Annotated in this window: 13 protein-coding genes; 9 read left to right on the forward strand and 4 right to left on the reverse strand. The window is 66.7% G+C overall.

Annotation, left to right across the window (positions count from 1 at the left end; translation table 11 throughout):
• Positions 1-174 precede the first annotated feature (174 nt).
• The 4 genes from QU595_RS04210 to QU595_RS04225 all read right to left on the reverse strand — a co-directional run bounded on the left by QU595_RS04210 (position 175) and on the right by QU595_RS04225 (position 4,121).
• Complete coding sequence (locus QU595_RS04210) at positions 175-1,311, reverse strand: DegT/DnrJ/EryC1/StrS aminotransferase family protein (RefSeq protein ID WP_315919390.1); 1,137 nt, start codon at positions 1,309-1,311, stop codon at positions 175-177.
• Between the two features lie 210 nt (positions 1,312-1,521).
• Positions 1,522-2,445 carry a carbohydrate kinase gene (locus tag QU595_RS04215; RefSeq protein WP_315919392.1) on the reverse strand — a complete coding sequence of 308 codons (924 nt, stop codon included), beginning with the start codon at positions 2,443-2,445 and terminating at the stop codon, positions 1,522-1,524.
• Complete coding sequence (locus QU595_RS04220; RefSeq protein ID WP_315919393.1) at positions 2,442-2,891, reverse strand: RbsD/FucU family protein; 450 nt, start codon at positions 2,889-2,891, stop codon at positions 2,442-2,444. Before QU595_RS04220 ends, QU595_RS04215 begins: the two co-directional genes overlap by 4 nt.
• 3 nt (positions 2,892-2,894) lie before the next feature.
• Positions 2,895-4,121 carry an ROK family transcriptional regulator gene (locus tag QU595_RS04225; RefSeq protein WP_315919394.1) on the reverse strand — a complete coding sequence of 409 codons (1,227 nt, stop codon included), beginning with the start codon at positions 4,119-4,121 and terminating at the stop codon, positions 2,895-2,897.
• A gap of 218 nt (positions 4,122-4,339) precedes the next feature.
• Between QU595_RS04225 and QU595_RS04230 the strand changes: the two genes are divergently transcribed.
• From QU595_RS04230 to QU595_RS04270, 9 genes are all read left to right on the forward strand, one after another.
• Positions 4,340-5,368: a sugar ABC transporter substrate-binding protein gene (locus QU595_RS04230; protein ID WP_410000472.1), complete on the forward strand. Its 1,029-nt coding sequence runs from the start codon at positions 4,340-4,342 to the stop codon at positions 5,366-5,368.
• A 534-nt stretch (positions 5,369-5,902) separates the two neighbouring features.
• On the forward strand, positions 5,903-6,979 hold the full coding sequence (locus tag QU595_RS04235; protein ID WP_315919395.1) for an ABC transporter permease: 1,077 nt from the start codon (positions 5,903-5,905) through the stop codon (positions 6,977-6,979).
• Positions 6,976-7,779, forward strand: a complete 804-nt coding sequence (locus QU595_RS04240) for an ATP-binding cassette domain-containing protein (protein ID WP_315919396.1) — start codon at positions 6,976-6,978, stop codon at positions 7,777-7,779. Before QU595_RS04235 ends, QU595_RS04240 begins: the two co-directional genes overlap by 4 nt.
• 181 nt (positions 7,780-7,960) lie before the next feature.
• Positions 7,961-10,369: a glycogen/starch/alpha-glucan phosphorylase gene (locus tag QU595_RS04245; protein ID WP_315920690.1), complete on the forward strand. Its 2,409-nt coding sequence runs from the start codon at positions 7,961-7,963 to the stop codon at positions 10,367-10,369.
• A gap of 68 nt (positions 10,370-10,437) precedes the next feature.
• Positions 10,438-12,633: a 1,4-alpha-glucan branching protein GlgB gene (gene glgB / locus QU595_RS04250; RefSeq protein WP_315920692.1), complete on the forward strand. Its 2,196-nt coding sequence runs from the start codon at positions 10,438-10,440 to the stop codon at positions 12,631-12,633.
• 29 nt (positions 12,634-12,662) lie between these two features.
• Positions 12,663-13,928: a glucose-1-phosphate adenylyltransferase gene (gene glgC, locus QU595_RS04255; RefSeq protein ID WP_315919397.1), complete on the forward strand. Its 1,266-nt coding sequence runs from the start codon at positions 12,663-12,665 to the stop codon at positions 13,926-13,928.
• 158 nt (positions 13,929-14,086) lie between these two features.
• The gene (locus QU595_RS04260) at positions 14,087-14,524 is read left to right on the forward strand and encodes an endonuclease domain-containing protein (RefSeq protein ID WP_315919399.1); all 438 of its coding nucleotides are present in this window, start codon (positions 14,087-14,089) and stop codon (positions 14,522-14,524) included.
• Positions 14,521-15,972, forward strand: a complete 1,452-nt coding sequence (gene glgA / locus QU595_RS04265; RefSeq protein WP_315919401.1) for a glycogen synthase GlgA — start codon at positions 14,521-14,523, stop codon at positions 15,970-15,972. Before QU595_RS04260 ends, glgA begins: the two co-directional genes overlap by 4 nt.
• The gene (locus QU595_RS04270) at positions 15,969-17,597 is read left to right on the forward strand and encodes an alpha-D-glucose phosphate-specific phosphoglucomutase (protein WP_410000473.1); all 1,629 of its coding nucleotides are present in this window, start codon (positions 15,969-15,971) and stop codon (positions 17,595-17,597) included. Before glgA ends, QU595_RS04270 begins: the two co-directional genes overlap by 4 nt.
• Positions 17,598-17,644: the final 47 nt, after the last annotated feature.

Here is a 17,644-nt window from a genome sequence, read left to right on the forward strand (position 1 = left end):
TCGTCGCGCGGGGAAGGTGAGGGGAGTCTTACCCTCCCCCTTGTGGGGGGGCGCGCACGAAGTGCGCAGGGTGGGGGTCAAATGCAGACACAAACCCCCGCCCCGTCTCGCAATCTGCGCTTCGCTGCGATTGCTTGCCGACCCTCCCCACAAGGGGGAGGGTAAAGGGTGGTGCTACTCCGCCGCCGCCGAGTTCGAGCCGACATAGTTGCGGATCGTCTCGATGACGCGGTCCTGGTCGTCTTCCGACAGATAGGGGTGCATCGGCAGGCACAGGATGCGCTCGGGCAGCGTCTCCGAAACCTCCAACCCGGTCGGCGAGCGCGGGAAATCGCGATAGGCGACCTGCGCGTGCAGCGGCTTCACGTAGTAGATGACCGACGGGATGCTCTTTTCCTGAAGATGCGCCTTCAGGCCGTCGCGCTTCGGCGTCTCGATGGCATATTGCGCCCAGGCCGAGCGGCCGTCGGCGGGGTTGCGCGCGGCCTTGACCACGTCGCCCAGGCCGTCGGCATAACGCTGCGCCACCTTGCGGCGCGCTTCCATCTCGTCGTCGAGGATGGCCAGCTTTTCGATCAGGATCGCCGCCTGCAACGTGTCGAGGCGCGAATTGATGCCGACATGGATGTTGTCGTACTGCGTCTCGCCCTTGCCGTGGAAGGCGAAGGAGCGCAGCCTTTCGGCCAGCGCGTCGTCATTGGTGAACATGGCGCCGCCGTCGCCGTAGCAGCCGAGCGGCTTGGCCGGATAGAAGCTGGTGCCGGCGACATGGCCGAAGGCGCCGCACATCACCCCGTCGGCCTTGCCGCCGATGGACTGCGCCGCGTCCTCGATGACCAGCAGCTTCTCGCGCCTGGCGATCGCCATGACGGCGTCGTAGTCGGCGGCGAGGCCGAACAGGTCCACCGGGATGATCGCCTTCGGCTTCAGCCGGCCTTCCTTCTTCACCATGTCGATCGCCGCTTCCAGGCTGGCGATATCGATATTGTAGGTGTCGGCGTCGACGTCGACGAAGACCGGCTCGGCCTTGGCCAGCGCCACGACTTCCGCCGTCGCCGCGAAGGTGAAGCTCGGCACGAACACCGCGTCGCCCGGCCCGATGCCGGAGGCGTAGAGCGGCAGGAGCAGCGCGTCGGTGCCGTTGGCGCAGGCCACGACGTGCTTCACCCCGGCAAAGGCGGCCAGCTTCTTCTCGAATTCCGCCACGTGCGGGCCGAGGATGTAGCGCCCGTCCTCGACGACATGGTCGATGGCCGCCTTCAGGCGGTCGCGGATACGTTCGCGCTGTGCGCCGAGATCGATGAATTGCATGACTGTTCCAAACCTGTGAACCTGATATGGCGCCGCTGGTAGCAGAGTTGGGCTGGCCATAAAAGCCGCGCGCTGGTCGCGGGCGGGGTGATGTTACCGCACGGCTGCGCAAATCGTCATCCCGCCTGCTGCCGGTGACGCCGCGAAACACAATGTGATCGCCCGATTTCCGCGCCATTCCGCTTCGGGTTTGGCAGGATGCGGCCGTTCTCAGGAGATCTCGTGGCGCCAGGGCGGGTTGGCGCCGGCGCGCGAAACGGTGACGGCGGCGGCCTTCGCGCCGAGGCCGAGCGCGGTGTGCAGTTCCTGCTCCGAGAGATTGGCGACGGCATCCTTGCCGAGCAGGCCCTGGTCGTGCAGCGAGGCCAGGATGCCGGCGTTGAACGTGTCGCCCGCGCCGACCGTATCCACCACCTGCACCTTGGGCGGAACCACCGTCACGCGATGGTTGCGGGTATAGCCTGTCGCGCCTTCGCCGCCCCGCGTGACGACGATGAGCCTCGGGCCGCGCTCCAGCCATCGCGCGACGATCTCCTCGGTCGTGCCGTCCTCCTGGAACCAGTTCAGGTCCTCGTCCGACAATTTGACGATGTCGGACATCGCCACCATGCGGCGTATCCGCTCGGCGTGCCTCCCGCGATCGGGGATGAAGCCGGGGCGGATGTTGGGATCGAGCATTGTCACGCGCCTGCCGTGCTCGCGCGCCATCAGCGCCTCGTAGGTGGAGCCGCAGGGCTCGGGGATGAGGCTGATGGCGCCGAAAAGCAGCGCGTCGACGTCGTCGGCGAGGTCGGGCAGGTCCTCCGGCGAAAGCATGCGTCCGGCCGTGCCCTCGTCGTAGAAAACGTAGCTGGCATGGCCGTTCTTTAGTTCCACGAAGGCCAGCGTCGTCGGCCGCGCCGCGAAATGGGCGTAGCGCGTGCCGGCGCGGCTTTCGGCGAGCACCCGCATGATCTGCTGGCCGAACAGGTCGGTCGAAAGGCCGGAAAAGAACTCCGCCGGCGCGCCGAGCCGCCCAAGCGCGATGGCCGTGTTGAACACGGCGCCGCCGGCATAGGGCGCGAAGGCCGGCTCGCCCGCGCTCGACTGGCGCGGCAACATGTCGATCAGCGCCTCGCCGCAGCACAGGATCATGGCGTTTCGCTTCCTTCCAGGCGGATGACGCCCTTGCGCACGATGATGTTGCCGTAGAGCCGCGGCTCGCTTGTCGCCACGACCGCGTGCGCGGCCTTGACGCGGGCATAGAAGTCGGCGCCCGCCAGCGCAACGACCTTGCGGCCGGGCGCGCGCCTTGCGCACACCTGCTCCATCTCGCGGTGCACGGGGTCGGCGGGCAGGGCGGGATCGCCCTTCACCGAGGCGCGCAGCAGCGCCTCGGGCACGAAATCGTCCACCGGCAGCACGGCCAGGATGGCGTCCAGCATGGCGACGGCGCCGTGGCCGTCGGCGCGCACCAGCCGGCGCGCATCCTCGGCGGCCGGATAGTTGCCGTCCACGATGGCGATCTCGTCGCCATGGCCCATGGCCCGCAGGATGGCCAGAAGCTCCGGCCCGAGCACCGGCGGGATACCGATCAGCATGGGTCAGGCGCTCCCGGAAACCGGGGCCGCGCCAATCAGGAAGCGTTCCGAAAGCGGCAGGCTGGCCGCGCCGAGCGCGCGCGCGTGGATGCCGACCGTGCCTTCGCGCACCTTCGGCAGCCGCAATCCCTCGGCGTCGATGCCCTCGATCGCCTTGCCGACCGCCTCGACCAGCCGGTGCCGCACCGCCACCGGCATCCAGCCGTCGATCACCGCGGCCTGGAAGTCGATCACGGCCGTGGCCGAAACGATGGCGTAGGCCAGAGCCTCGGCGGCGCGGCCGAGCCATATGTCCAGTTCGGGGCCGACATCGCCCCAATCCTCCGGCGAGGTCCACAGATGCGCCGTCTCGGCCCCACGCGCGGCCAGCATCTTCTCAAGCACCGCGATGGAGGCCACGTCGATGAGCTGCGTCGGGCGGCCGTTCTCGCCGGGCACCGGCATGGAGCCGAGCGCGCCGGCATTGCCGGTCGGGCCGCCATGCAGCCTGCCGTTCAGCACGACGCCGCCGCCGGCGAAGGCGCCGATGTAGAAATAGACGAAATCGCTGAGGTCGCCGGTCTTGCCGAACACCATTTCGGCGCCGCAGGCCGAGGTGGCGTCGTTCTGCAGATAGACCGGGAAGTCGCACAGCGACTGGATTTCCGTGCGGATGTCGCAGTCGCGCCATTCCTCCATCACAGCGCGCGGCGCGCCGGCGGCGTCCGCCCAGCTCCACAGCTCGAAGGGCACGGCCACCCCAAGCCCGGCAATGCGCTTGTCCTCCTCCGGCGTCAGCGCCCCCCGCAGCTTGGCCAGTCCCTCGGCGACGAAGCCGATGGCCTCGCGCGGGGCAGGGTAGCGATAGGAGTGCTGCAGCATGGCGCGCACATTGCCGAGGAAGTCGATCAGCACCAGCTCGGCGCTGCGCCGCCCGATCTTCAGGCCGATGAAGAACGCGCCGCCCGGCGCCAGCGCCATCGGGATGGAGGGCTGGCCGATGCGGCCGCGCTGCGGCGCCTGCCGCAACAGGAGGCCGTCCTCCTCCAACTCGCGCATGATGACGGACACAGTCTGCGCCGACAGGCCGGTGATGCGCGCGATGTCGGATTTCGCCAGGCTGCCATGCTGGCGCACGAGCGAAAGCACGAGCCGCTCGTTATGGTCGCGCATGCCGCTCTGGTTGGTGCCCCGCCGCGCGCGGCCAGCCGCCGCGTCGGTCGAGACCTGTTTCGAAATAACGTCTTCCACCAGTCCTCCCTCGCCATCTCGCAGGCGCCGGGTCCGGCCCGAAAATGCTCGGTCTCCGGAAATGTGTCAATAATAAATAAGAGTGATTTAATTATTGACAGGCGCCCCGCCTTGATATCTGCTGCATAGACGGCGGCCGCCCCGGGAGGAAGTGCCGTCGACATCATTGAAGGGGTTCCGGCCGTCCGGGATCCGGGATGGTCCACTGGGAGGAAAGCATGGGCAAACTGAAATTCCTGAAGGCCGCCGCCTTGGGCCTGGCGGTCTACGCCGGCATGGCGGGAACGTCCTACGCGGCCGACATCGTCGGCCTGATCACCAAGACCGAGGGCAATCCGTTCTTCGTCAAGATGCGCGAGGGCGCGCAGGCCAAGGCGAAGGAACTCGGGCTCGAGCTGCGCACCTTCGCGGGCAAGTTCGACGGCGACAATGACAGCCAGGTCGCGGCCATCGAGAACCTGATCTCGGCCGGGGCCAAGGGCTTCGCCATCGTGCCGAGCGATTCCAGCGCCATCGTGCCGACCATCAAGAAGGCGCGCGACGCGGGCCTCCTGGTGATCGTGCTCGACACGCCGCTCGACCCGATCGACGCGGCCGACGCGACTTTCGCCACCGACAATTTCAAGGCCGGCCAACTGATCGGCGAATGGGCCAAGGGCACGCTGGGCGACAAGGCCAAGGACGCCAAGATCGCCTTCCTCGACCTCTCCACCAACCAGCCGACGGTCGACTACCTGCGCGACCAGGGCTTCATGCAGGGCTTCGGCATCGACATCAAGGACCCGAAGAAATACGGCGACGAGGACGATGCGCGCATCTGCGGCCATGAGATGACCGGCGGCGCCGAGGACGGCGGCCGCACCGCCATGGAAACGCTGCTGCAGAAATGCCCGGACGTGAACGTCATGTACACGATCAACGAGCCGGCGGCTGCCGGCGGCTACCAGGCGCTCAAGGCGGCCGGCAAGGACGACGGTTCCGTGCTGATCGTCTCCATCGACGGCGGCTGCCCGGGCGTGAAGAACGTCGAGGCCGGCGTCATCGGCGCGACTTCGCAGCAATATCCGCTCAAGATGGCGTCGATGGCCATGGAAGCCATCGAGAAGTTCGCCAAGACGGGCGAGAAGCCGAAGCCGACCGAAGGCAAGCAGTTCACCGACACCGGCGCGCAGCTCGTCACCGACAAGCCGGTCAATGGCGTCTCCTCGATCGACAGCAAGGAAGGCCTCAAACTGTGCTGGGGGTGAGAAGACGGTTCGCGTAGCGAATTCATCGTGCCGGTGGCACGATGAAAGGCTTCGAACGCCGGGGAGCTGCCGCAGGCAGCGGGGCCCCGGCCGGGAGTGGCCGTGAGCGGCTCCGTGGCTGGGACGGTTCGCGTAGCGAATTCATCGTGCCGGTGGCACGATGAAAGGCTTCGAACGCCGGGGAGCTGCCGCAGGCAGCGGGGCCCCGGCCGGGAGCGGCCGTGAGCGGCTCCGTGGCTGGAACGGTTCGCGTAGCGAATTCATCGTGCCGGTGGCATGATGAAGGGCTTCGAACGGTGAAGCCGCCTCGGGCGGACCAAAACGTCCGGTGGGCCTAAACGCCCGCAGGGCAGGGAGCCGTGGCGGAGCGCAGGAACCGTCTGCCTAGCGCCGGGAAGGCCCGCCGGACCTACCAGGCCCGGAGAAACCGAAACCGCCGCCTTTGCGGCAAGGTTCGATCCGTCCTTGGGCGGACCGAACCCGGAATTTCACAGGACGTGCCTTGAAACCGAACCCGCCGGGAGGGGGAAATCAATGAGCGACGACGCGACCGGCTCGACGACTGCGGAACGGGGACTGGCTGGCCAGGACCAGAGCGTCGCCAGCTTCGAGGAGGACAGGCATTCGGGCCTGCGCAGCATCCAGCGTTTCCTGCACGAATATCCGACGGCCGTCCCCTTCATCGTGCTGATCATCGGCGTGGCGATCTTTTCGGTCATCGTCGGCGGGCGCTTCTTCGCGCCGTTCAACCTGTCGCTGGTGCTGCAGCAGGTCACCATCATCGCCGTGCTGGGCATCGCCCAGACGCTGGTCATCCTCACCGCCGGCATCGACCTGTCGGTCGGCGCCATCATGGTGCTGTCCTCCATCGTCATGGGCCGGCTGGCGGTCATATGGGGTTGGCCGCCGGAGGTCGCCTTCGCGGTCGGCCTCGCCACCGGGCTCGGCTGCGGCCTCGTCAACGGCCTGCTGGTGGCGCTGCTGAAGCTGCCGCCCTTCATCGTCACGCTGGGCACCTGGAGCATCTACGGCTCCATGGTCATCTACGTCTCGCATTCCGAGACCATCCGCGCGCAGGACATCGAGGCGACGGCGCCGCTGCTGCAATGGCTCGGCCACACCATACGCCTCGGCGGCGGCGCCGTGCTGACCTATGGCGCCATCGCCATGATCCTGATCGCCATCGTCATCTGGTACGTGCTGAACCGCACCGCTTTCGGTCGCCACGTCTACGCCACCGGCGACGATCCGGAAGCCGCGCGGCTGGCCGGCATCAACACCGCCGGCACGCTGATCGCGGTCTACGCGCTGGCCGGCTTCATCTGCGCCGTCGCGAGCTGGGTTCTGGTCGGCCGCATCGGCGCGGCCAGCCCGCTCGGCAACCAGACCGCCAATCTGGACGCCATCACCGCCGTGGTCATCGGCGGCACGTCGCTGTTCGGCGGGCGCGGCTCGATCGTCGGCACCCTGTTCGGGGCGCTGATCGTCGGCGTGTTCCGCAACGGGCTGGCGCTCGCCGGCTTCGAGTCGCTCTGGCAGGAGTTCACTGTCGGCATTCTCATCATCCTGGCCGTAACCATCGACCAGTGGATCAGGAAGATATCCGCATGACCACGATCAAGCCCGTCCCCGGGAGCCAGCCCATCCTCGAGGCCCGGGGCCTCAACAAGCGCTACGGCCGGGTCGTGGCGCTGGACAACACCGATTTCGACCTGATGCCGAACGAGATCCTGGCGGTGATCGGCGACAACGGCGCGGGCAAGTCCACGCTCATCAAGGCGCTGTGCGGGGCGGTGATCCCCGACAGCGGGCAGATATTCCTGGACGGCAAGCAGGTGCATTTCCGCTCGCCCATGGAAGCGCGGCTGGCCGGCATCGAGACCGTCTACCAGAACCTTGCGCTGTCGCCGGCGCTGTCCATCGCCGACAACATGTTTTTGGGGCGGGAGCTGCGCAAGCCCGGCTTCATGGGGCAGGTGCTGCGCCGCCTCGACCGCGCCCGCATGGCCAGGCTTGCGCGCGAAAAGCTTTCGGAACTCGGGCTGATGACCATCCAGAACATCAACCAGTCGGTGGAAACGCTTTCGGGCGGCCAGCGCCAGGGCGTGGCGGTGGCGCGCGCGGCGGCTTTCGGCAGCCGCGTCGTCATCATGGACGAGCCGACCGCCGCGCTCGGCGTCAAGGAAAGCCGGCGCGTGCTGGAACTGATGCTGGACGTGAAGCGGCGCGGCCTGCCGATCGTGCTCATCTCGCACAACATGCCGCATGTCTTCGAGGTGGCGGACCGCGTCCACATCCACAGGCTCGGCCGGCGCATCGCCGTGATCGACCCGAAGCAGTACACCATGTCGGACGCGGTGGCCTTCATGACCGGGGCCAAGAAGCCGCCGGCCGCGCCGCTCGCCGCATGAAAGGCCGATTCCTGCACGATCCTGTCGATATCTTCCCCGTTAAATCGATTGAAAAATTGCATCTCTGGTCATAGGAATGGCAAAGCATGGCCGCCGCGGCGGTGATTTGGAGTTCGCCGTGGCCGAAAGGACCCGCGTGCAAGTTCGCCCTCAGCCTTTGCCCGAGAATCCCGACCCGCAGATGCTGGCCGGCGAAATCCTGCAGGCGCTCAAATACCGCATCGGCAAGGACATCACCGTCGCCACGCCCTATGACTGGCTGACCGCCTCCATCAAGGTGGTGCGCGACCGCATCATCGACCATTGGGTCAAGGCGACCAAGGAAGCCTATGACAAGCAGGAAAAGCGCGTCTATTACCTGTCGCTGGAATTCCTGATCGGCCGGCTGATGCGCGACGCCTTCTCCAATCTCGGCCTGATGGAGACGGTCCGGGAAGCCCTGGCCTCCCTCGAAGTGGATCTCGACCTGATCGCCAAGCTGGAGCCGGACGCGGCGCTGGGCAATGGCGGCCTGGGCCGGCTGGCCGCCTGTTTCATGGAATCGATGGCGACCGTCGACATTCCCGCCCATGGCTACGGCATCCGCTACGCCAACGGCATGTTCCGGCAGGAGATCCACGACGGCTGGCAGGTCGAACTGCCGGAGACATGGCTCGACCACGGCAATCCGTGGGAGTTCGAGCGCCGCGAACGCTCCTTCGAGGTCGGCTTCTGCGGCTCGGTGGAAGCGCTGACGGGGGAGGGCGAAGCTCCGGCGCGGCATGTCTGGAAGCCGACCGAGCGGGTCCTGGCGGTCGCCTACGACACGCCGGTCGTGGGCTGGCGGGCAAAGCGGGTCAACACGCTGAGGCTGTGGTCGGGAATGCCGGTGGACCCGATCCTGCTCGACAAGTTCAACGCCGGCGACCATATCGGCGCGCTGGCCGAGAGCAACAAGGCGGATGCGCTGTCGCGCGTGCTCTATCCGGCCGACTCGCACCAGGCGGGGCAGGAACTCAGGCTGCGGCAGGAATATTTCTTCTCGTCCGCTTCCTTGCAGGACATCCTGCAGCGGCACCTCAGCCAATACGGCGATCTGGCCTCGCTGCCGGACAAGGCCGCGATCCACCTGAACGACACCCATCCCGCCGTCGCCGTGACCGAACTGATGCGGCTGCTGATCGACGTGCACGGCATGGAGTTCGACAAGGCCTGGGACGTCACGCGCCGCACCTTCGCCTACACCAACCACACGCTGCTGCCCGAAGCGCTGGAAAGCTGGCCGGTGCCGCTGTTCGAGCGGCTTCTGCCGCGTCACATGCAGCTTGCCTATGCCATCAACGCGGCGGTCCTGCTCGAGGCGCGCCGCAGCGGAAAGTTTTCGGACGGGCAGATCGCCCGCATCTCGCTCATCGAGGAGAATGGCGAGCGCCGCCTGCGCATGGGCAATCTGGCTTTCGTCGGCTCGCATTCGGTGAACGGCGTCTCGGCGCTCCACACCGAACTGATGAAGACCACGGTCTTCGCCGACCTGCACGCGCTCTATCCCGACCGCATCAACAACAAGACCAACGGCATCACCCCGCGCCGCTGGCTGTTCCAGTGCAATGCCGGTCTGACCGCGCTGGCGCGCGAGGTGATCGGCGACCGCTTCCTCGACGACATCGAGGCGATCCGCGATCTCGACCCGCTGGCCGAAGATGCGGCGTTCCGGGAGAAGTTCGCGGCGGTGAAGCGCCGGAACAAGGAGCGGCTGGCCAGTCTGGTGGCCGAGCGGCTGGGCATCAAGGTCGATCCGTCGGCGCTGTTCGACATCCAGATCAAGCGCATCCACGAATACAAGCGCCAGCTTCTCAACATATTGGAGGCGGTGGCGCTCTACGACCAGATCCGCTCGCATCCCGAGCGCGACTGGAGCCCGCGCGTGAAATTCCTGGGCGGCAAGGCCGCGCCGAGCTACCACAACGCCAAGCTCATCATAAAGCTCGCCAACGACGTAGCCAAGGTCGTCAACCGCGACCCGGCCGTGCGCGGCCTGCTGAAACTGGTGTTCGTGCCGAACTACAACGTCAGCGCCGCCGAGGTGCTGATGCCGGCCGCCGACCTGTCCGAACAGATCTCCACCGCCGGCATGGAGGCGTCCGGCACCGGCAACATGAAGTTCGCGCTGAACGGCGCGCTGACCATCGGCACGCTGGACGGCGCCAATGTCGAGATCAGGGAACATGTCGGCGACGACAACATCTTCATTTTCGGGCTGAAGGCGGGCGAGGTGGCCGAGCGCCGCGCCCGCGGCTACGATCCCCGCGCCGTCATCGAAGGCTCGCGCGAGCTGTCGCAGGCGATCGCTGCCGTGTCGTCCGGCGTGTTCTCGCCCGACGATCCGGGCCGCTATCGCGAACTCATGGACGGTCTCTACGAGCATGACTGGTTCATGGTGGCCGCCGATTTCGACGCCTACGCCGCCGCGCAGAGGCGGGTGGACGACGTCTGGCGCGACAGCGCGGACTGGCACGCCAGGGCGATCCGCAATGTCGCGCGCGTCGGCTGGTTCTCGTCCGACCGCACCATCCGCCAATACGCGAAAGATATCTGGAACGTGCCGGTTTGATGTGATTGCATGAGGCTCGGACAGACGCCTCAGGGGAGGAACGCCGCTTGAGCGCAGGGCCACGTGCAATCGCTGCGAAAGCCGGCCCGGCAGGACCGGCGACGGACTACGACATTGCGGCGATCGTGGCGGGCACGCATCGCGACCCCTTCGCTGTGCTGGGCATCCAGAAGGCCGGCGGCCTCGTCGCCCGCTGCTTCATCCCGGATGCGGAATCCGTCACCGCCTACACGCTTGCCGGCAAGGAGGCGGGGCAACTGGAGCGGCGCCACGAGGCCGGCTTCTTCGAGGGCAAGCTTTCCATCCGCAAGCGCCAGCCGCTGCGCTACCACGCCCGCAACGCCGGGGGCGACTGGTGGGTCACCGACCCCTATTCCTTCGGCCCCGTGCTCGGCCCGATGGACGACTACTACATCGCCGAGGGCTCGCATCTGAGGCTTTTCGATAAGCTCGGCGCGCACCCGATCGAGCATGAGGGCGCAAAGGGCGTGCATTTCGCGGTCTGGGCGCCGAACGCCTGGCGCGTCTCGGTGGTGGGCGACTTCAACGGCTGGGACGGCCGCCGCCATCCCATGCGCTTCAGGCAGGACATCGGCGTTTGGGAAATCTTCCTGCCCGATATCGGCGCCGGCCGCCCGTATAAATACGAGATCGTCGGCGCGGAAGGAAACCGCGTGCCGCTGAAGGCCGATCCCTTCGCCTTCCGCTCGGAGATGCGGCCGGCCACGGCCTCGGTCATCGACGCGCCTTCGAGCCACGAGTGGGGCGATGCCGCGCATCGCGAGTTCTGGCGCAAGGCCGACCCGCGCCGCCAGCCGATCTCCATCTATGAGGTCCATGCCGGGTCGTGGCAGCGCCGCGACGACGGCTCCTTCCTGTCATGGGACGAATTGGCCGACCGGCTGATCCCCTATGTGGCCGACATGGGCTTCACCCATATCGAGTTCCTGCCGATCTCGGAGCATCCCTACGACCCCTCATGGGGCTACCAGACCACCGGCCTCTACGCGCCCTCCGCGCGCTTCGGCGAGCCGGCGGGTTTCGCCCGCTTCGTCGACGGCGCCCACCGGGCCGGCATCGGCGTCATCCTCGACTGGGTGCCGGCGCATTTCCCGGTGGACGCGCACGGTCTGGCGCGCTTCGACGGCACCGCGCTCTACGAGCACGCCGACCCGCGCAAGGGTTTTCACCCGGACTGGAACACGGCGATCTACAATTTCGGCCGCCGCGAGGTGGTTTCCTTCCTCGTCAACAACGCGCTCTACTGGGCCGAGAAATATCACGTGGACGGGCTGCGCGTGGATGCGGTCGCCTCCATGCTCTACCTCGATTATTCGCGCAAGCCCGGCGAGTGGCTGCCCAACGAGAAGGGCGGGCGCGAGAACCTCGAGGCGGTCGCCTTCCTGCAACGCATGAACCGGGAGCTTTACGGCCATCAGCCCGGCGTGGTGACCATCGCCGAGGAATCGACCTCCTGGCCGAAGGTGTCGCAGCCCGTGCACGAGGGCGGGCTGGGCTTCGGCTTCAAGTGGAACATGGGCTTCATGCACGACACGCTGGCCTATTTCGCCCGCGAGCCCATCCACCGCAAGCACCACCACGACGAGCTGACCTTCGGGCTGATGTACGCCTTCAGCGAGAATTTCGTGCTGCCGCTGTCCCATGACGAGGTGGTGCACGGCAAGGGTTCGCTCATCGCCAAGATGGCGGGCGACGACTGGCAGAAATTCGCCACCCTGCGCGCCTATTACGCCTTCATGTGGGGCTACCCGGGCAAGAAACTGCTGTTCATGGGCCAGGAATTCGCGCAGCGGCGCGAATGGAGCGAGGCCCGGTCGCTGGACTGGGACCTGCTCGATCACGCGCCGCATCGCGGCGTCCGGCACGTCGTGCGCGACCTGAACCTTCTCTACCGCTCGCGCCCGGCGCTCTATGCGCGCGACTGCGAGCCCGACGGCTTTTCCTGGCTGATCGTGGACGACAAGCAGAATTCGGTGTTCGCCTGGCTGCGCAAGGCGCCGGACGCCAACCCGGTCGCCGTCGTCTCCAACTTCACGCCGGTGCCGCGCGAGAACTACCGCGTGCCGCTGCCGCATGCCGGCCGCTGGCGCGAGATCATGAACACCGACGCCGCCGATTACGGCGGCTCGGGCAAGGGCAATGGCGGCTTCGTCGAGGCGCGCGGGGAGGGCGGGGCGGTCGTCGCGACCATGCTGCTGCCGCCCCTGGCCACCGTCATGCTGGAATTCGGTGCGGACGAATGAGCGGCCGCAGGGCATCGGGAGGAAGCGCTATGGTGGACCTGAAACGATCGCAGCCGCTGGCTCGTGACGCCATGGCCTATGTGCTGGCCGGCGGGCGCGGCTCACGCCTTCGGGAACTGACCGACCGGCGCGCCAAGCCCGCGGTCTATTTCGGCGGCAAGACCCGCATCATAGATTTCGCGCTGTCCAACGCGCTGAATTCCGGCATCCGCCGCCTCGGCGTCGCCACGCAATACAAGGCGCATTCGCTGATCCGCCATCTCCAGCGCGGCTGGAACTTCCTGCGGCCCGAGCGCAACGAGAGCTTCGACATATTGCCGGCCAGCCAGCGCGTCTCCGAAACGCAATGGTACGAGGGCACGGCGGACGCGGTTTACCAGAATATCGACATCATCGAGGCCTACGGCCCTGAATACATGGTGATTCTGGCCGGCGACCACATCTACAAGATGGATTACGAGCTGATGTTGCGGCAGCACGTCGATGCCGGCGCGGACGTCACCGTTGGCTGTCTGGAAGTGCCGCGCATGGAAGCCACCGGCTTCGGCGTCATGCACGTCGACGGCAAGGACAACATCATCTCCTTCATCGAGAAGCCGGAAGATCCGCCCGGCATTCCCGACAAGCCGGACTTCGCCCTGGCCTCGATGGGCATCTATGTCTTCAAGACGAAATTCCTGATGGAGATGCTGCGCAAGGACGCGGCCGATCCCAATTCCAGCCGCGATTTCGGCAAGGACATCATCCCCGACATCGTCAGGAACGGCAAGGCGATCGCGCACCGCTTCGCCAAGTCCTGCGTGCGCTCCACCCAGGAGGCCGCGCCCTACTGGCGCGACGTGGGAACCGTCGACGCCTATTGGGAGGCCAATATCGACCTGACCGACGTCATTCCCGAGCTCGACCTCTACGATCGCGACTGGCCGATCTGGACCTATGCCGAGCTGAAGCCGCCGGCCAAGTTCGTGCATGACGAGGACGGCCGCCGCGGCGAGGCGATCTCCTCGCTGGTTTCGGGCGACTGCATCGTCTCCGGCGCCTCGCTGCGCCGCAGCCTGATCTTCACCGGCGCGCGCATCAATTCCTATTCCAGGCTGGAGGAGGTGGTGATGCTGCCGGATTGCCACATCGGCCGCAACGCGCGCCTGAGCCGCGTGGTGCTGGACCACGGCGTGCGCATCCCGGAGGGGCTGGTGGTGGGCGAGGACCCGGAACTGGACGCCAGGCGCTTCCGCGTCACGGAAAAGGGCATCTGCCTCATCACCCAGCCGATGATCGACAGGCTGGGAGGTTGAAGGGTGCTGATGCGATCCGGTTTTCGTTTGCATGACGGGGCTTGATGACTGCCCCCTCTCCGTCCCGGCTGCGCCTCGACACCTCTCCCCCACTGCGTGAGGGAGAGGACGGGAGCCAGTCTGAACGCCCGTCCTCTCCACCCGGAACGGGGGGAGAGGTGTCGAGGCGCAGCCGAGACGGAGAGGGGGGATGTCCCGCCGGAACGCGCAGAAAGCCCGAAGCGACGACTTTCGCCCGCACCTTGCGCAAGAATGGCACAAAGTCTGAAGCCCTGCTCTGGATGCAGCTCAAGGCGAATCGCCTCGGCGGCTACCATTTTGTCCGTCAATTGCCGGTAGGGACGTACATTGCCGATTTTGCCGTCGAACTAAATGGCAGCCAACATGCCGATAGCGTGCATGACCGTCATCGTGACACCTTTCTTCAGAAACGAGGATGGTCGATTTTGCGCTTCTGGAACGAGGATGTGCTTCGCCGGCGGACGGCCGTTTGCAACACCATTCTCGCAGCCCTCGAAGGGAGGCTGTCAGAGAACGTCGCAATGGCCGAGTTGCGATTCGCCTACTCCGGACTGAAAAGCGTCGAAGAGATATGAACGTCCTGTCCGTCACGCCGGAACTCTTTCCCCTCGTCAAGACCGGCGGCCTTGCCGACGTGGCGGGCGCCCTGCCGCTCGCCCTGAAGGAAAAGGGCGTGGCGATGCGCTCGCTGGTGCCGGGCTATCCGGTGGTGACGGCCGCGTTCCGCAAGAAGAAGGCGGTGCTGCAATATCCGAAGCTGTTCGGCGCCAAGGCCTCGGTCTACGCGGCCGAAGCGGGCGGTCTCGACCTGTTCGTGCTCGACGCGCCGCATCTGTTCGACCGTGTCGGCGGCCCCTACGGCGATGCCGGCGGGCGCGACTGGCCCGACAACTGGCGCCGCTTCGCCGCGCTCGGCCAGGTCGGCGCCGACATAGCGGGCGGCGCGGTCGCCGGCTACCTGCCCGAACTGGTCCATGCGCATGACTGGCAGGCGGCGATGACCTTGGCCTATATGCGCTATGGCAAGGCAGTGGCCACGCCCTCGTTGATCACGGTCCACAACCTTGCCTTCCAGGGCCAGTTCGCGGCCTCCATCTTCGCCGAACTCGGCCTGCCGGCAGAAGCGATGAGCCTCGACGGCGTGGAATATTACGGCGGCGTCGGCTTCCTCAAGGCCGGCCTGCAGGCGGCATGGGCGATCACCACCGTCAGCCCCACCTATGCGCAGGAAATCCGCACGCCTGCCTTCGGCATGGGGCTGGACGGCCTCATCAACATGCGTGCCGCTGACCTCTACGGCATCGTCAACGGCATCGACGTGGAATTGTGGAACCCGGCGACGGACGGTCATCTCGCCGCGACCTATTCAGCGAAAACGCTCAAGGTCCGCGCCGCCAACCGCGCGGCGGTTGAGGCCCGCTTCGATCTTGACCGGGACGGCAGTCCGCTCCTGTGCGTGATCAGCCGCCTGACCTGGCAGAAGGGCATCGACATACTCGTCTCGATCTTGGACCAGGTCGTCGCGGCCGGGGCCCGGCTTGCGGTGCTGGGGGCAGGCGACGCCGGCCTCGAAGGCGCGCTGCTGGCCGCCTCCGCCCGCCATCATGGCCGCGTCGGCGCGGTGATCGGCTATGACGAGGCGCTGTCGCATCTCATGCAGGGCGGCTGCGACGCCATCCTCATCCCCTCGCGCTTCGAGCCCTGCGGGCTGACGCAGCTTTACGGCCTGCGCTATGGCTGCGTGCCGGTCGTCGCGCGCACCGGCGGGCTGGCCGACACCGTCATCGACGCCAACGAGGCGGCCGTTTCGGCCGGCGTCGCCACCGGCTTCCAGTTCGCGCCCGACAGCGGCGACGCGCTGCTGCATGCGGTGCGGCGCGTGGTCGAGGCGCATGCCGCGCCCGCGCTCTGGTCGACGATCCAGCGCCAGGGCATGAAAGCGGATGTCTCGTGGGATCGAAGCGCGGGGAAATATGTTGAGCTGTATCGCCGGCTCCTGTCCAGAAGGGTATCGCAATCATGATCCGAACCGTCGCCACCAAGCCCTATGACGATCAGAAGCCGGGCACGTCCGGCCTGCGCAAGAAGGTGCCGGAATTCCAGCAGCCGAACTATGTCGAGAACTTCGTGCAGTCGATCTTCGACGCGCTCGACGGCTTCGAGGGCAAGACGCTGGTGCTGGGCGGCGACGGCCGCTACTACAACCGCGAGGTCATCCAGAAGGTGCTGGCCATCGCGGCCGCCAACGGCTTCGGCAAGGTGATGGTGGGGCAGGGCGGGATTCTCTCCACGCCGGCCGCCTCCAACGTCATCCGCAAATACAGGGCCTTCGGCGGCATCATCCTGTCGGCCAGCCACAATCCGGGCGGCCCGAAGGAGGATTTCGGCATCAAGTACAATGCCGAGAACGGCGGCCCGGCGCCGGAGAAGATCACCGACGCGATCTTCGCCAGGTCGAAGGCGATCAAGGAATACCGGATCGCAGATATCGGCGAGATCGACATCGACAAGCTCGGCACCGTGAAGGCGGGCGACATGACCGTCGAGGTCATCGATCCGGTGAAGGACTATGCCGAGTTGATGGAAAGCCTGTTCGATTTCAATGCCTTGCGCAAGCTTTTTGAATCGGGCTTCCGCATGCGCTTCGATTCCATGCACGCCGTCACCGGCCCTTACGGCAAGGAGATCTTCGAGCGCCGGCTGGGTGCCGCGGACGGCACCTGCCGCAATTTCAGGCCGCTGCCGGATTTCGGCGGCCACCACCCGGACCCGAACCTCGTCCACGCCAAGCATCTCTATGACGAGATGATGGGGCCGAACGCGCCGGATTTCGGCGCCGCCTCCGACGGCGACGGAGACCGCAACCTCATCATCGGCCGGGGCATCTTCGTCACCCCTTCGGATTCGCTGGCCCTGCTGGCCGCCAACGCCACCGTCGCGCCGGGCTACAAGGCCGGGCTCAAGGGCATTGCCCGCTCCATGCCGACCAGCGGCGCGGCCGACCGGGTGGCCGAGAAACTCGGCATCGGCATGTATGAGACGCCGACCGGCTGGAAGTTCTTCGGCAATCTGCTCGATGCCGGCATGGCCACGATCTGCGGCGAGGAAAGCGCCGGAACCGGCTCCAACCATGTGCGCGAGAAGGACGGCGTGTGGGCCGTGCTTCTGTGGCTCTCCATCATCGCGGCGCGCGGCGAAGGCGTGAAGGAGATCGTGGAAAAACACTGGGCCACCTACGGCCGCAACTATTATTCGCGCCACGACTACGAGGAGGTCGAGAGCGCCCGCGCCAACGCGCTGATCGACGAACTGCGCGCCAGGCTGGCCTCGCTGCCGGGAACGCAGTTGCGCGGCCTGACCGTCGAGAAGGCCGACGATTTCGCCTATCACGATCCGGTCGACGGTTCGGTAAGCGAGCATCAGGGCATCCGCGTGATGTTCGAGGGCGGCTCGCGCGTGGTGTTCCGGCTGTCGGGCACCGGCACCAGCGGCGCCACCTTGCGCGTCTATATCGAGCGCTACGAGCCGGACCCGAAAAAGCACGACATCGACACGCAGGAGGCGCTGGCCGACCTCATCGCGGCGGCGGACGACATCGCCGGCATCCGCAAGCACACCGGCCGCGACAAGCCGAGCGTGATTACGTGACGGCTGCGCCGGCTCCTCACCCTCCCTCTCGCGGGGAGGGTCGCGCA

The sequence above is a fragment of the Mesorhizobium sp. SP-1A genome (assembly GCF_032460275.1).
Lineage (GTDB): Bacteria > Pseudomonadota > Alphaproteobacteria > Rhizobiales > Rhizobiaceae > Mesorhizobium.

What these genes read in the sequence shown, in the direction of transcription:
- QU595_RS04210 (WP_315919390.1), bottom strand. Translation starts at nt 1,311, where the DNA reads ATGCAATTCATCGATCTCGGCGCACAGCGCGAACGTATCCGCGACCGC.
- QU595_RS04215 (WP_315919392.1), bottom strand. Translation starts at nt 2,445, where the DNA reads ATGATCCTGTGCTGCGGCGAGGCGCTGATCGACATGTTGCCGCGCCAG.
- QU595_RS04220 (WP_315919393.1), bottom strand. Translation starts at nt 2,891, where the DNA reads ATGCTGATCGGTATCCCGCCGGTGCTCGGGCCGGAGCTTCTGGCCATC.
- QU595_RS04230 (WP_410000472.1), top strand. Translation starts at nt 4,340, where the DNA reads ATGGGCAAACTGAAATTCCTGAAGGCCGCCGCCTTGGGCCTGGCGGTC.
- QU595_RS04235 (WP_315919395.1), top strand. Translation starts at nt 5,903, where the DNA reads ATGAGCGACGACGCGACCGGCTCGACGACTGCGGAACGGGGACTGGCT.
- QU595_RS04240 (WP_315919396.1), top strand. Translation starts at nt 6,976, where the DNA reads ATGACCACGATCAAGCCCGTCCCCGGGAGCCAGCCCATCCTCGAGGCC.
- QU595_RS04245 (WP_315920690.1), top strand. Translation starts at nt 7,961, where the DNA reads ATGCTGGCCGGCGAAATCCTGCAGGCGCTCAAATACCGCATCGGCAAG.
- glgC (WP_315919397.1), top strand. Translation starts at nt 12,663, where the DNA reads ATGGTGGACCTGAAACGATCGCAGCCGCTGGCTCGTGACGCCATGGCC.
- glgA (WP_315919401.1), top strand. Translation starts at nt 14,521, where the DNA reads ATGAACGTCCTGTCCGTCACGCCGGAACTCTTTCCCCTCGTCAAGACC.
- QU595_RS04270 (WP_410000473.1), top strand. Translation starts at nt 15,969, where the DNA reads ATGATCCGAACCGTCGCCACCAAGCCCTATGACGATCAGAAGCCGGGC.